The sequence below is a fragment of the Promicromonospora sp. NPDC057488 genome (assembly GCF_042802395.1).
Lineage (GTDB): Bacteria > Actinomycetota > Actinomycetes > Actinomycetales > Cellulomonadaceae > Promicromonospora.
Genome location: NZ_JBHVEG010000062.1, coordinates 18,822 through 32,543 on the forward strand (window position 1 = coordinate 18,822; position 13,722 = coordinate 32,543).

Consider the following 13,722-nt stretch of genomic DNA (forward strand, 5'->3'; position numbering starts at 1 on the left):
ACTGGCGGGATGCCGGCCGTCACCAGTCCCGTCGAACGCCTGCGTGCCCGCATGGGCGACGCCCTCTTCACCCGCGTGGCCGGGCCGGGCGGGTTCGAGGCGCGCGACCGCATCCACCTCACGCCCGGCCCGCGCTGGTTCGCCCCCGGCAGCCCGATCCGCCGCGTGCACGCCGACTCGGCGACGTTCGCGGGCGGCCTGCGGGCCCTGCTGCTCCAGTCGCTGCACCCGCTGGCGATGGCGGGCGTCGCGGGCCACTCCGGCTACCGGGGCGACCCGTGGGGGCGGCTGGCCCGCACCTCCACGTTCCTCGCGACCACGACGTTCGCCACCGAGGAGCACGCCCAGGAGATGATCGACCGGGTGCGCGCCGTGCACGACCGCGTGCGGGGCCGGGCCCCCGACGGCCGCCCGTACCGCGCGAGCGACCCCCACCTGCTCACGTGGGTGCACGTCGCCGAGGCCGACTCGTTCCTGGCGGCCCACCAGCGCTACGGCGAGCGGCCGCTGACGGCGGCCGAGGCCGACGAGTACGTGGCGCAGTCCGGGCGGGTGGCCCGCGCGCTCGGCGCCGAGGTGGTCCCGGAGTCGGTCGCCGAGCTGTCCGCGTGCCTGCGGTCCTACCGCGACGAGCTCGTTGCCACGCCCGAGGCGCTCGACACCGCGCACTTCCTGCTGCGCGAGCCGCCGCTGCCCCGGGTCGCCCGCGGCCCCTACCGGCTGCTCGCCGCCGGGTCCGTGGCGCTGCTGCCCGTGTGGGCGCGCACGGAGCTGGGCGTCGAGACCTGGTTCAGCCGCGCCCTCGGCGGACCCGCCGGCTCCGTGGCCGTGCGGGGTGTGCGGTGGGGACTGGGCTCCGCCGGAGGCCGGGAACGCTGGGCGTCAGTAGCCTGAACGTATGGCGAGCGACCCCGACGTCCCCGACGCCTTCGACGTGTACACGGTCGTGGTCCTGCGGCGCCCGCCCGGCGCGCCCGCCATCAGCGACGACGACCTCACCGCGCTCCAGGCCCGACACCTCGCCTACCGCGCCGAGCTCCGGCGGCGGGGGGTCCTCGTCGTGAACGGGCCCTTCGACCTGCGCAGCGACCCGGCCTACCGCGGCATGTCCATCTTCGCGTGCGACCCGGCCGAGGCCGCCCGGCTGTCCGACGGCGACCCGTCCGTCATCGCGGGGCGGCTCGCCTACGACGTGCTGGAGTGGTGGGTCGGCGCGGGCTCGCTCGCATTCCCGAACGCCGAGGGCGCGGTGGGGGACCGGCGGACCATGTCGGACGACTGACGGCGGCGACCCCCGGATACACCGCTGGTCGAGCTTGTCGAGACCGGTCTCGACAAGCTCGACCAGCGAGGCCAAGCTCGACCAGCGAGGGGTCACTCCACGCCGAGCGCCGCCACCGGCGACGTCCGGGCCGCGGCCCGCGCCGGGATCACGGAGGCCAGGAGGCCCGCCACGAGGGCGATCACCAGGACCAGCGTGATGTCGAGCCACGGCACGGCGTACCGCACGTCGCCCATCAGCGACAGGGCCGTCGCCGCACCCGCCCAGCCGAACACGAGCCCCAGCACGATGCCGAGGACGGCGCCGACCCCGGCGATCAGCATGCCCTCGACCGCCAGCATGCCGCGCAGCTGGTCCTTGCCCAGCCCGATCGCCCGCAGGGTCGCGGACTCGCGGGTCCGCTCGATGACCGAGAGGGACAGCGTGTTCGTGACGCCGATCAGGGCGATCACGACGGCCACGGCGAGCAGGCCCACCACGATGCCGAGGATCACGTCCACGACCTGCCGGAACTGCGCCGCCTGGGCCGCGGGGCCCATCACGAACGCCCCGCCGTCGACCTCAGCCACGGCGTTCTGCACGTCCGTGAGCGCGGCCGCCGGGTCCGAGCCGTCGATGTGCGCCCAGACGTCGCTCCACTGGTCCGCCGTGGTGATCCGGGCCAGGTCGGCGGCCGTGATCATGCTGCTGAGCGGGTCGGCCGTGGTGATCACGACCGTCAGGTCGATCGCGCCGTCGGTGCCCTCGACCGTGGCGGTGTCGCCCTCGCCGAGGTCCAGCGAGTCCGCCGCGTCCTGCGTCAGCAGGATGGAACCGTCCACCAGGCGCTCCGCCTCCTCGGCGACGTTCACCACGGCGGCGAGGTCGTGCGGGTCGGCGGCCGCGATCGAGAGGTCCTCCACCCCGGCGACCGTGACGCTCGTGTTGGTCACCAGCACGGTGTCGGTGACCCCGTCGGTGCCGGCCACGGCCTCCCGCACGTCGTCGACGTACCTCTCGTCGGACGGCGACGCGCTCACGTCGTACGGGAACGTCTCGTCGAGCAGGCTGTCCGCGGACATCCGGGCGCTCGCCGCCCCCGTGGACATCATGGTGACCAGCGTGACGCCGATCAGCAGCGCCGTGGAGGTCGCCGCCGTCCGCCGCGGGTTGCGCAGCGTGTTGGCGACGGCCAGGCGGGCCGCCGGGCCGGTGCGGGACACGAGGGCGCCGAGGCCCGCGGCGACGCGCGGCAGCCAGAGCACGGCGCTGAGCACCACGCCGAAGAACGCGAGCGAACCGCCGCCCACGGCCGCGATCAGGCCGAACTGCGGCTGCCCGCCCATGCCGAGGGCCACGCCGATCGCGAGTCCCGCGAAGCCGCCGATCACGCACAGGAGCGAGATCACGAGGCGGGCCCGGCCCGTACGGGCACGCAGCGTGGGCGCGTCCGAGGGCCGCAGGGCGGCCAGCGGGGCGACCCGGGTGGCCGAGCGGGCCGGGGCGAGCGCCGCCAGGACCGTCACGCCCGCGCCCACGGCCAGCGGCAGCACGACGGCCTGCCAGGTCAGGGTGATGGTGGTGGGCAGCGGCACGCCGAGGTCGAACGACGGCGCCACGAGCAGCGCCACCTGGGCGAGCGCGGCGCCCACCACGATGCCCACCGCGGACGCGACGACACCGAGGATCGCGGCCTCCAGCAGCACGCTGCGGTAGAGCTGCCCCGCGCCCGCCCCGATGCAGCGCAGCAGCGCCAGGGTGCGGGTGCGCTGGGCGACCAGCACCTGGAAGGTGTTGGTGATGACCATGGCCGCGATCAGCAGCGCGATGGCCGCGAAGGTCAGGACGAACACGAGGAACACGAGGTCCTCCCCGCCGGTCTGCGCCGCGGTCTGCTCCGCCGCCACCTGCTCGGTCGTCTGGACGGTCGCCTCGCCGGCGTCGGCCGAGAACGCCCCCTGGACCGCCTCGCTCAGCGCGGCCGGGATCTCGTCGCCCTGCAGCGGGGTGTCGAGCGCGACGAGGAGCTCGGTGACCGGGTCGGAGTAGGGCTCGGCCGCGTTCCAGGCGGCGAGCGTCGCGGCCGGGACCGCGGCGGCGCCGCCGTAGGGCGTGTAGGCGCCGTAGGGGTCGTCGGCGAGACCCGTCACGGTCAGCGTCTCGGTGACGTCCTCGGGCTCGCCGAGCTCGGCTGCCGGGTCGTCGGCCTCGCTCTCGGCCCAGCCCTCGGGGTACACGGTGCGGTTCAGCGTCACCGTGTCGCCGACGCCGACCTCCATCCGCTCGGCGACCTTGGTGGACAGCGCCACCTCGCCGGCTCCGGAGGGCCAGGCGCCGTCGGCGAGCTCCAGCGGCGACAGCCGTGGATCCGCGGGGACCGGGGCGAACATCTGGAAACCGCCCTTGCCGCCGTTGCGCAGGTCGCCGAACCAGGTCATGACCGGCTGGACGGAGGCGACGCCGTCGAGCGCCGCCACGGCCTCGATGTCGGCCTCGGCGATCCCGTTCGTCTCCGTGCCCGGCGAGGACACGACGACGTCGGCCTGCGCGTAGCCGGCCGCGACCATGTCGCGGGTGGTGCCGTTGATGACACCGCCGGCCAGCAGCGTGACGGTGACGAAGGCGGTGCTGATCAGGATCGCGACGCCCGCGGCCGTGAGCCGGCCGGTGCTGCGCCGCATCTGTCCCCACGTGAGGCGCACGGTGGGGAAGCTCGTCCCGGCCGAGCCGGGGATGCGGGTCGTGGTGGTGGGAGAGTTGGTCGACATCACGCACCCGTCCGGGGTGCCGTGGTGACGGCGGGCTCGAGGGTGCGCAGGGCGTCCAGCCCGGCCATCGCGGACTCCGGCGTCGGGTCACTGATGTCCCCCGCGATCCGCCCGTCCGCGATCAGCACCACCCGGTCCGCATACGCAGCGGCCGACGGGTCGTGCGTGACCATGATGATCGTGCGACCCAGCTCCCGCACCGAACGCCGCAGGAAGCTGAGCACCTCCGCACCCGAACGCGAGTCCAGGTTGCCCGTCGGCTCGTCCGCGAACACCACATCAGGCTGCGCGATCAACGCCCGCGCGATCGCGACCCGCTGCTGCTGCCCACCCGAGAGCTCACCCGGCCGGTGCGTCAACCGCCCCGACAACCCCAGCGTCTCGACCAGGGTGTCCAGCCACGCCCGGTCCGTCGTGGCACCGGCCAGCTCGACCGGCAGCGTGATGTTCTGCTCCGCGGTGAACATCGGCAACAGGTTGAACTGCTGGAACACGAACCCGATCCGGTCCCGGCGCAGCTTCGTCAGCGACTTGTCGCTCAGCCCGGTGATCTCCGTCTCCCCGAGGAACGCCTGCCCGCCCGTGGCGGAGTCCAGACCCGCCAGCAGATGCATCAACGTCGACTTACCCGAACCCGACGGGCCCATGATCGCGGTGAACCGGCCCTGCTCGAAGTCCACGTCCACGCCGTCCAGAGCGCGCACGATCGCCTCGCCCTTGCCGTACGTCTTGGTCAGGGAACGGGCGCGCACTGCGGGCGACGACCCTGGCGCGTACACGGTGTTGTCCATGCAGCAGACGCTACGGATCGGCGGTACCGCGGGGCATCAGGCCGGGGTCTGGTCTTGGTCGGCCCCAGGGTCATACCTGGGTCGTACGACCCCGGGCCGCCGCGTCAGGGTCCGCCCTGCCCCCGTGTCAGACGTACAGGTCCCTCGGGTGACCTGTACGTCTGACACGTGGCGGACGGCGCTTCAGTCCTGCGCGGTCAGCTCCAGGACGACGGCCTGCGCCGGGTGCAGCAGCGGGAGCCGCAGCCCGACCGAGCCGAGCGCGGCGCCGGGCACCACGGCGGCGTCGGCCCCGGCGCCGTCCAATGCCGTGCCGTCGACCCCCACGCCGTCCAACGCGGCGAACAGCGGTGGGGCGTTGCGGGGGAGCGGGCCGGGCAGGGGCAGGGAGACGCGATAGCGCCGTCCGGGGTCCAGCCCGGGCACCCGCTGCAGCGCCGGCAGCGCGCGGTCGCCCGTCACCGACCGCGCCACCCGCACCACGGCCCGGCTCCGGTCCGGCGCCACGATCACGGTCGCGCTCGTCCCGGCGTCGCCGGTCGGCGGGTGGTGCACGTCGCCCGAGTGCAGCAGCGGCCGCAGCCGCCGGTAGGCGGCGATGCCGGCCCGGAGCCGGTCCAGCTCGTCCGGGGTGCACTCCGTCAGGTCCCACTCGATGCCGAAGTGGCCCAGCAGCGCCACGGCGATCCGCAGGTCCAGGCCCGTGGCGCGCCTCGTGGTGTGGGCCACGGGCGGGCCCACGTGCGCGCCGACGAGCTCCGGGGGCAGCAGCAGCTCGGTCCAGCGCTGGATGGCCAGGCGCTCGACCGGGTCGTTCGTGTCCGAGGCCCACACCCGGTCGGTGTGCGCCAGGACGCCGAGGTCCACGCGCGCCCCGCCCGACGCGCACGCCTCGATCTCCAGCCCCGGGTGCCGGTCCCGGAGCGCGGCCAGCAGGCGGTAGACCGCCTCGGTGTGCCGGTGCACGTTCGCCCGGCCGGCGGTCACGGCCTCGATGAGGTCGCGGTTCTGGTCCCACTTGACGTAGTCGAGGCGGTACTCGGTCACGAGCGCGGAGATCGCCTTCAGCAGGTGGTCGAACACGTCGGCCCGCGACACGTCGAGCACGTACTGGTTGCGCCAGGGGCGCACTTCGTTCTCGATCGGCTGCAGCAGCCAGTCCGGGTGCGCGCGGGCGAGCTCCGAGTCGAGGCTGACCATCTCGGGCTCGAGCCACAGCCCGAACTCCATGCCCTGCTCCCGGACCGCCTCGACGAGGGGGTGCAGCCCGTCCGGCCACGGCTCCGGGTCGACGCGCCAGTCGCCCAGGCCGGTGGAGTCGTCGCGGCGGCCCAGGAACCAGCCGTCGTCGAGCACGAACCGCTCCACGCCGACGTCGGCCGCGACCCGGGCGAGCCGCTCGAGCTTGCCGAGGTCGTGGTCGAAGTAGACGGCCTCCCAGGTGTTCAGCGTGACCGGGCGGGGCCGGCGCGGGTGGTGCCGCCGGTCGCGCACGTACCGGTGGAACCGGTGCCCGAGGCCGTCGAGCCCCGCGTCGCTCCAGACGAACAGCGCGGCCGGCGTCCGGAACGCGGCGCCGGGCTCGACGGTGATCTCGCCGGGCCGCAGCAGCGCGCCCGCGCCGAGCACCGTGCGGCTCTCGGGCAGGGCGTCGACGCGGTGCACGGAGTCCCCGCTCCAGGCGAGGTGCACGGCCCACAGCTCGCCCCGGGCGTCGTCGAACCCCTCGGTCCCGAGCGCGAGCACCAGCGGGGAGTCGTGCCCGGTGCGGCCCCGGCGTGACTCGCGCGCGTGGCTGCCCTGCGCGAGCGGACGGCGCTGCGGCGTGCGCTCGCGCGTCCACCGCCCGGAGAAGTCCAGCATCTCCGCCGCGAGGTCGCCGACCGGCAGCGTCGCCTCCAGGATCGCGAGGTCGACCGGCTCGGCGCCCGTGTTGTGCAGCTCGTGGGTGACCGCCAGCACCCCCGACGGATCGAGGGTCAGGTCGACGACGACGCGCAGCCCGGCCGCCTCGGCCGTGACGCGCAGGCGCCGCTCGTCGCCCTCGGCCGCGGTGCGGCGCCAGCGCGGCAGCAGGGCGCGCCGCCCCACGTGGCCGGCCAGGCCGGGGCGGCCCTCCCAGCCGTCGTGCTCGCCGGGGAGCACGGTGAGCGGCCACGGCCCGTCGAGCGCGCTCGGCGACGCCGGGCGCGCGACCGACCGGAGCAGCCGGTGCGCGTCGGCCGGGTCGAGCGGGCCGAGGTCCCGGCCCCAGTGCACCACCTCCGGCAGGCCGTCCTGCGGCAGCGCGACGACGACGCCGACGCCGGCCGCGCGCAGCACGTGCACGTCCGGCGTCACTCGGCGGCGCTCTCGCGCAGCACGACCACGCGGCCGGCGGGCACCAGCGCGGCGCCGTCGAACGTCGCGTCGTCGAGCAGCGACCGGCCGGACACGGCCACGGTCTCGTCGGCGCCGGAGTGGTTGATCAGGAACAGGACGTCGCCGTCCGGCGTCCGCCGGCGGACCGCCTCGATCCCCGTGCCCGCCTCGACCGCGCGGGGCAGGGCGAGGTCGGCGATGAGCCGGTCCGCGATCCGTGTGGCCGAGTCGAGCGGGAGCTGCGCGGAGACGTACCAGGCCGCGCCGTCGCCGACGGCGTTGCGGGTCACCGCCGCCCGGCCCGCCGAGTCGCCGTCGGCGTAGGTGACGACGGCCTCGGCGCCGTGCAGGTTCGTGTCCTCGCTCCAGTCGGTCGCCCGGCCGCCGTCGGACAGGAGCACCGTCTCGTCGGCCTGCAGCGGCCGGAACTCCTCGGTCGTGACGCCGAGCAGGTCGCGGAACGCGCCGGGGTAGCCGCCGCCGCGCACCCGGCTGGTCTCGTCGACGATCCCGGAGAGGTAGGTGGCGAGCACGGTGCCTCCGCCGCGCACGAACGCCTCGACCCGGGCTGCCTGCGCGTCCGAGACCACGAACAGCGTGGGCAGCACCACGAGGTCGTAGCCGTCGAGGTCGGCGTCGACGGGCAGCACGTCGACCAGCACCTGCCGCTGCCAGAACACCCGGTGCCAGAGCCGGGCCTCGTGGGAGTAGCGCAGGGCGCGGTGCGGCTTGAGCCCCTGCTGCAGGGCCCAGGCCGACTCCTCGTCGACCAGGAGCGCGACCTTCGCGGGCTCCACCGGCGCGCCCGCGATGCCCTTCAGCTGCCGCAGGGCGGCGCCGAGCCGCACCACCTCGCGCCAGACACGGGTCTCGGTGCCGGCGTGGGGCAGCATCGCCGAGTGGAACTGCTCGGTCCCCGCGGTCGAGGCCCGCCACTGGAAGAACATCGCGCCGTCCGACCCGCGCGCCACGTGGGTGAGCGCGTTGCGGAGGATCTCGCCGGGGGTCTTGGCGCGGTTGCGCTCCTGCCAGCTCGGCGCCCCGGTGGAGTGCTCCATGAGCAGCCACGGCTGACGGGCCCGCGTCAGCCCGCGCATCCGGTCGGCCGCGAACGCGAGGTCCTGCTCGCGCAGCGGGTCGGCCCCGATCGTGTAGTGGTCGTTCGCCACGACGTCGACGTGCCCGGCCCAGTCGGAGTAGTCGACCACGTGCCCGCCGGAGCCCACCATGAAGTTGGTGGTGACGGGCACGGCGCTGTGCGCGCGCAGCACCTCGGCCTCCGCGAGGTAGTGCTCCAGCAGCTCGTCGGAGGAGAACCGCTCGAAGGCGAGGAACAGGCCCGGGGTCGCCTTGTGCTTGTCGCCGCGGGGTGGCTCGATGTGCTCGATGTCGGTGAAGGTGTGCCCCCAGAACGCCGTGCCCCACGCGGCGTTGATCGCCTCGACCGTGCCGTACTCGGCGCGCAGCCACTCGCGGAACCGCACCGCCGAGACGTCGCACCAGCACCGGCCGTTGCCGCCGCCGAGCTCGTTGCTCACGTGCCACAGCCGCACCGCGGGGTGGTCGCCGTAGCGCTCGGCGAGCGCGGTCGTGATCCGCAGCGCGTGCTCCCGGAACACGGGCGAGCTCGCGCACCAGCCGAGCCGCCCGCCGGGCTGCTCCCGCACGCCGTGGGCGTCGATCGGCAGCACCTCGGGGTGCGCGTGCAGCAGCCAGCTCGGCGGTGCCGCGGTCGGGGTGGCGAGGTCGACGGCGATCCCGGCGTCGTGCAGCAGCCCGATGATCTCGTCGAACCAGGCCCAGTCGTACTCGCCCTCGCGCGGTTCGAGCAGGCCCCAGGAGAAGACGCCGAGGGTGACGATGTTGACGCCGGCCTCCCGCATCAGCCGCACGTCCTCGCGCCACACCTCCGGTGACCACTGCTCGGGGTTGTAGTCGCCGCCGTAGCTCAGGCCGTCGGTGGGCCAGGCGGGCAGGTCGCGGCGGGTGTGAGGTCGTTCGGTCGCACGGCGGGCCACAGGGCATCCCCTTCGATGTCGGTGCGGGGACGGTTGCGCCCCCGGGGCGTCAGACTTGTCGAGCGCTCACCCGTTTGTCAATATGCGAAACAAACAGCGGGCTCAGAACCGCAGCATCGTCCGGATGCCCACCACGGCGCCGCCGCGGGCCCACTCGTCGAACTGGAACGGCTGGACGTCCAGCGCCAGCGGCGGGATGCCGGGGGAGCGCACCTCGTCGATCGTCGCAAGCACCTCGTCGCCCGCGAGCTCCATGACCACGAGCCCGTCGCCCGCGAGCACGATCTTCTGCGGGTCGAGGGCGTTCGCCACGGTGCCGACCAGCACCCCGAGCGCCTGGCCGGCGTCGGCGAAGGCGCGCCGGGCGGCCACGTGACCCTCCCGGGCCAGCGCGACGGCGCCCGCGAAGTCGAGCCCGGGCATGCGCAGCGCGTCGACGATCGCCTGGTTGGGCAGCAGCGCGCTCACGCAGCCGCGGTGCCCCTGCCCGCAGATGGGCCCGGCCGAGTCGACGCGCAGGTGGTCCAGCCGGCCCGCCCGCCCGTGGTGGCCGGTGACCACGCGGTCGTCGACCACGAACCCGAAGCCGACGCCGGTGCCCACGGTGATCAGCGCCAGCGAGGTGCAGCCCACGCCCGCGCCGAACCAGTGAGCGGTGGCCGTCAGCGCGCGCACGTCGTTCTCCGCGCCCGTGGGGATGCCGAGCCGCTCGGTGAGCCGTTCGGCCAGGTGCACGTCCGTCCAGCCCAGGAACGGCGAGTCGGTGACCACCTGGCGCCCGTCCACGACGGCGAGGTCGCCCGCCAGCGCGATCCCGCCGGCCACGATCGAGTCGAACCGCCCGGCGAACCCGGCGTGGACGGCGGCGATCTGGTCGATCACCGCGCCCGGGTCCCGCACGGGGATGGGCTCCTCGTGGCTCGCCACGATGCGGGCGCCGAGGTCGGTGACGACGGCGAACAGGGCGTCGCCGGTGAGCTTGACGCCGAGGAAGTGCCGGGCCGCGTGCCGCACCACGAGCAGCTCGCTCGGGCGCCCCGTCGCGCCGCGCAGCTCGACCTCGCCCTCGGTGACCAGGCCGTGGTCCATGAGCGCCCGGGTGACGCGGGTCAGGCTCGCGCGGGACACGCCGAGCCGGCGCGCGATCTCCGCGCGGGGCAGCGGGCCGTGGATGAGCAGCTCGCGCAGCGCGTTGCGCTCGGCGTCGCCGAGCGCGGGCCAGCCTGGTGACATCGCTTCCTCGTCTCTGGAGGGATCGGATCCTATCCGTACCGACTTTGTTTCGATACTTGACAAAGAGTAGGTGCGCCGCCAGACTCTGGTCCAGTCGGCGCCCAGCCGCCGACGAGTACCGATCAAAGGAGATCCCGATGCGAATCCGACCCCTCGTGGCGTGTGCTGCCACGGTCGCCAGCCTCGCCGTCCTGAGCGGCTGCGGCGCCGCGAGCGCCGACCCGGAGGGCCCCGTCACCCTCGAGTACTGGGCGTGGCCGGCCGGCAGCAAGACCGTCGTGGACGAGTGGAACGCGGCGAACCCCGACATCCAGATCAAGCTCTCGGACGCGGGCGGCGGGGACGAGTCGTCCCAGAAGCTGCTGACGGCGTCGCGCGCGGGGAACGCGCCCGACCTGGCGCTCGTGGAGTACACGACGCTGCCGTCCCTGATCGTGGCGGACGTGCCGCTGGAGATCACCGACTACGTGGGCGACGTGCAGGACGCGTTCACCGAGGGCACCTGGGCGCAGACGACCTTCGACGGCGCCGTGTTCGGCGTGCCGCAGGACGTCGGCCCGATGGCGCTGGTGTTCCGCGAGGACCGCTTCGAGGAACTCGGCGTGCCGGTGCCCACCACGTGGGAGGAGTTCCGCGAGGCCGCGGCCGCGGTCAAGAAGGCCGACCCGGACGCCGTCATCTCCAGCCTGCCGCCCACGGAGTTCGGCTTCTTCGCCGGTGTGGCCACGCAGGCGGGCGGGCAGTGGTGGTCAGTGAACGGTGAGGAGTGGTCGGTCGGGATCGCCGACGAGGCGTCCCTGGAGGTGGCGGACTACTTCGAGGAGCTGGCCACCGAGGGGCTCATCCAGACGGAGCCGCTGCTGACCCCCGAGTACAACGCGATGGTCAACGCGGGCACCATGCTCTCGTGGCCGTCGGCGGTGTGGGCGCCGAGCGTGATCGAGTCGGTGGCCCCCGACACGGCGGGCAGCTGGGCCATGGCGCCGCTGCCGCAGTGGACGCCGGGCGACCCGGCGGTCGCGTACCAGGGCGGCTCCGCCCTCGTCGTCACCAAGGACAGCGAGCACCCGGAGGAGGCGGCCAAGTTCGCCACCTGGCTGAACGCGTCCAAGGAGGGCAACACGCTGCTCCTGGACGAGCAGAGCCTGTACCCGGCCTCCAGCCTCGGGCAGGAGATGGCGGAGAGCAACGACCCGCCGACCCTCATGCCGGAGCAGGACGACTTCTACGCGATCTCCGCCGACATCTCCGCGGAGACCGTCCCGGTGACCTGGGGCCCGAACGTCAACCTCGCCAAGTCGGTGTTCGAGGACGAGCTGGGCAAGGCCATCCGCAACGGCACCCCCTGGCGCGACGCGTTCGTCGCCACGCAGGACGCGGTGGTGGCCGACATGAAGGAGACCGGGTTCGCTGTGAGCAACGGCTGACCGGGTGCCCTCGATGTCTACCACCCTGCAACCGGCGCGCCGCCGTCCCCGACGGCGGCAGGTGGCGCCCTACCTGTTCACCGCCCCGGCGGTCATCCTGTACGTCGCGTTCATGCTCGTGCCCGTGGGCTACGCCGTCTGGCTGAGCCTGCGCGCCTACCGCATCGAGGGCGCCCTGCTCGGGCGCAAGACCGAGGTGTTCGTCGGGCTCGACAACTACGTCGCGGTGCTGACCAACCCGGAGTTCGCCGCAGGCTTCGGGCGGCTCGCGGTCTACGGCGTCATCGCCGTGCCGCTCACGCTCGGCCTCGCGCTCCTGTTCGCCCTCGTGCTGGACACACCGGCCGCCCGCCTCAAGCGGTTCGGCCGCACGGCGATCTTCATCCCGTACGCGGTGCCCGGCGTCGTCGCGGCCCTGCTGTGGGGCTTCATGTACCTGCCGAGCACCAGCCCGTTCTCGTACGTCACCCGGGCGCTCGGCCTCGGCACCATCCCGTTCCTCGACGGCCCCGGGCTGTTCGGCTCGCTGGCGAACATCGCGATCTGGGGCGGCGTCGGGTTCAACATGATCATCATCTACACCTCGCTGCGGTCCATCCCCGGCGAGATCTACGAGTCCGCCCGGCTCGACGGCGCGGGCGAGGTGCAGATCGCCTTGCGGATCAAGGTGCCGCTCGTGGTGCCCGCGCTCGTGCTCACCGGGGTGTTCTCCCTGATCGGCACGCTGCAGCTGTACAGCGAGCCCGCCACGCTGCAGCCCATGACGAGCGCCATCTCCAACACCTGGGTGCCGCTGATGACCATCTACCGCGACGCGTTCGGTACCGACGACCTGCCCCAGGCGGCCGCGGCGTCCACCGTGCTCGCCGTGGGCACCGTGCTCGTCTCGGTGGTCATCCTGCGCATCGTCAACCGCAAGCGCATGGGGGTCGAACGATGAGCGTGCTGACTGCCCGCCCGGGCCCGGCGTCGACCCGGCGCGACCCGTCCGACCGGGCGCGCTCGCGGGCGCGGCAGGGCGGCTGGGGAGTGTTGCCGACGATCGTGCTGCTGGTCGGCGCGTTCTACTGCCTGATCCCGGTGGCCTGGGTCTACGTCGCGGCGACCAAGACGCGCGGCGAGCTGTTCACCACGTTCACCTTCGCGCCCGGCACCGGGCTGGGGGAGAACCTCACGGCGCTGTTCGCCTACGAGGGCGGGCAGTACCTGATGTGGTGCCTCAACTCGCTGATCTACTCCGGCGTCGGCTCGCTGCTCTCGGTGCTGGTCTCGACGATGGCCGGGTACGGCCTCGCGAAGTACGAGTTCCGCGGCCGCTCGTTCCTGTTCCTGTCGATCCTGGCCGGGGTACTCATCCCGGGCATCGTGCTGGCCGTGCCGCAGTATCTGCTGCTGTCCCAGCTCGGCCTGGTGGGCACCCACTGGTCGGTGCTGCTGCCCAGCATCGTCAGCCCGTTCGGCATCTACCTGTCGCGGGTGTACGCGATGTCGGCGGTGCCGCAGGAGACGCTGGAGGCCGCGCGGATCGACGGCGCGGGGGAGTGGCGCATCTTCCAGACGATCGTGCTGCCGCTCATGGTGCCGGGCATGGTCACGGTGTTCCTGCTGCAGTTCATCGGCACCTGGAACAACTTCCTGCTGCCGTACATCATGCTCTCGGACCAGAGCCGCTACCCGCTCACCGTGGGGCTGTTCACCCTGCTGGCCAAGGGGTCGAGCTCCCCGGCGCTCTACTCGGTGGCGATCACGGGGGCGGCGGTCTCGATCATCCCGCTGCTCGCGCTCGTGCTGTTCCTGCAGCGCTACTGGCGCCTCGACCTCGTCTCCGGCGGGCTCAAGGGCTAGCGGACGCCGGCCTGCGGG

Annotated in this window: 10 protein-coding genes; 5 read left to right on the forward strand and 5 right to left on the reverse strand. The window is 73.8% G+C overall.

Translation table 11 applies throughout. The features are described from left to right. Window positions 1–9 precede the first annotated feature (9 nt). Both ACFU5G_RS14690 and ACFU5G_RS14695 read left to right on the forward strand, forming a co-directional pair. Window positions 10–894, forward strand: coding sequence for an oxygenase MpaB family protein (locus ACFU5G_RS14690; protein WP_377245730.1), 885 nt, complete (start codon window positions 10–12; stop codon window positions 892–894). Window positions 895–898: 4 nt separating this feature from the next. Further along, a complete protein-coding gene (locus ACFU5G_RS14695) occupies window positions 899–1,282 on the forward strand; it encodes a YciI family protein (protein ID WP_377245733.1) in 384 nt (127 codons plus the stop codon). 92 nt (window positions 1,283–1,374) lie between these two features. Here the strand turns inward: ACFU5G_RS14695 and ACFU5G_RS14700 are convergent, their stop codons facing one another. From ACFU5G_RS14700 to ACFU5G_RS14720, 5 genes are all read right to left on the reverse strand, one after another. Then, entirely contained in the window at window positions 1,375–4,029 is a 2,655-nt protein-coding gene (locus ACFU5G_RS14700) for an ABC transporter permease (RefSeq protein WP_377245736.1), read from the reverse strand. Next, window positions 4,029–4,820: an ABC transporter ATP-binding protein gene (locus ACFU5G_RS14705; protein WP_377245739.1), complete on the reverse strand. Its 792-nt coding sequence runs from the start codon at window positions 4,818–4,820 to the stop codon at window positions 4,029–4,031. The genes ACFU5G_RS14700 and ACFU5G_RS14705 overlap by 1 nt, the downstream gene beginning before the upstream one ends. 183 nt (window positions 4,821–5,003) lie before the next feature. After that, window positions 5,004–7,160, reverse strand: a complete 2,157-nt coding sequence (locus tag ACFU5G_RS14710) for an alpha-galactosidase (protein ID WP_377245741.1) — start codon at window positions 7,158–7,160, stop codon at window positions 5,004–5,006. Continuing rightward, window positions 7,157–9,199 (reverse strand): beta-galactosidase, encoded by a 2,043-nt coding sequence (locus ACFU5G_RS14715; protein ID WP_377245743.1) that lies wholly within the window; start codon window positions 9,197–9,199, stop codon window positions 7,157–7,159. The genes ACFU5G_RS14710 and ACFU5G_RS14715 overlap by 4 nt, the downstream gene beginning before the upstream one ends. 102 nt (window positions 9,200–9,301) lie before the next feature. After that, entirely contained in the window at window positions 9,302–10,432 is a 1,131-nt protein-coding gene (locus ACFU5G_RS14720) for an ROK family protein (protein WP_377245744.1), read from the reverse strand. Between the two features lie 137 nt (window positions 10,433–10,569). Here ACFU5G_RS14720 and ACFU5G_RS14725 point away from each other — a divergent pair, with 137 nt between their 5' ends. From ACFU5G_RS14725 to ACFU5G_RS14735, 3 genes are read left to right on the forward strand one after another with little or no spacing between them, the layout of a single operon-like run. After that, on the forward strand, window positions 10,570–11,859 hold the full coding sequence (locus ACFU5G_RS14725; RefSeq protein ID WP_377245746.1) for an ABC transporter substrate-binding protein: 1,290 nt from the start codon (window positions 10,570–10,572) through the stop codon (window positions 11,857–11,859). 13 nt (window positions 11,860–11,872) lie between these two features. After that, window positions 11,873–12,799: a carbohydrate ABC transporter permease gene (locus ACFU5G_RS14730; protein ID WP_036969199.1), complete on the forward strand. Its 927-nt coding sequence runs from the start codon at window positions 11,873–11,875 to the stop codon at window positions 12,797–12,799. After that, on the forward strand, window positions 12,796–13,704 hold the full coding sequence (locus ACFU5G_RS14735) for a carbohydrate ABC transporter permease (protein ID WP_377245749.1): 909 nt from the start codon (window positions 12,796–12,798) through the stop codon (window positions 13,702–13,704). The genes ACFU5G_RS14730 and ACFU5G_RS14735 overlap by 4 nt, the downstream gene beginning before the upstream one ends. Window positions 13,705–13,722 lie beyond the last annotated feature (18 nt).

Bases quoted from the DNA above. Each gene is read 5' to 3' on its own strand.
- ACFU5G_RS14690 (WP_377245730.1), top strand. From the start codon at position 10: ATGCCGGCCGTCACCAGTCCCGTCGAACGCCTGCGTGCCCGCATGGGC.
- ACFU5G_RS14695 (WP_377245733.1), top strand. From the start codon at position 899: ATGGCGAGCGACCCCGACGTCCCCGACGCCTTCGACGTGTACACGGTC.
- ACFU5G_RS14700 (WP_377245736.1), bottom strand. From the start codon at position 4,029: ATGTCGACCAACTCTCCCACCACCACGACCCGCATCCCCGGCTCGGCC.
- ACFU5G_RS14705 (WP_377245739.1), bottom strand. From the start codon at position 4,820: ATGGACAACACCGTGTACGCGCCAGGGTCGTCGCCCGCAGTGCGCGCC.
- ACFU5G_RS14720 (WP_377245744.1), bottom strand. From the start codon at position 10,432: ATGTCACCAGGCTGGCCCGCGCTCGGCGACGCCGAGCGCAACGCGCTG.
- ACFU5G_RS14725 (WP_377245746.1), top strand. From the start codon at position 10,570: ATGCGAATCCGACCCCTCGTGGCGTGTGCTGCCACGGTCGCCAGCCTC.
- ACFU5G_RS14730 (WP_036969199.1), top strand. From the start codon at position 11,873: ATGTCTACCACCCTGCAACCGGCGCGCCGCCGTCCCCGACGGCGGCAG.
- ACFU5G_RS14735 (WP_377245749.1), top strand. From the start codon at position 12,796: ATGAGCGTGCTGACTGCCCGCCCGGGCCCGGCGTCGACCCGGCGCGAC.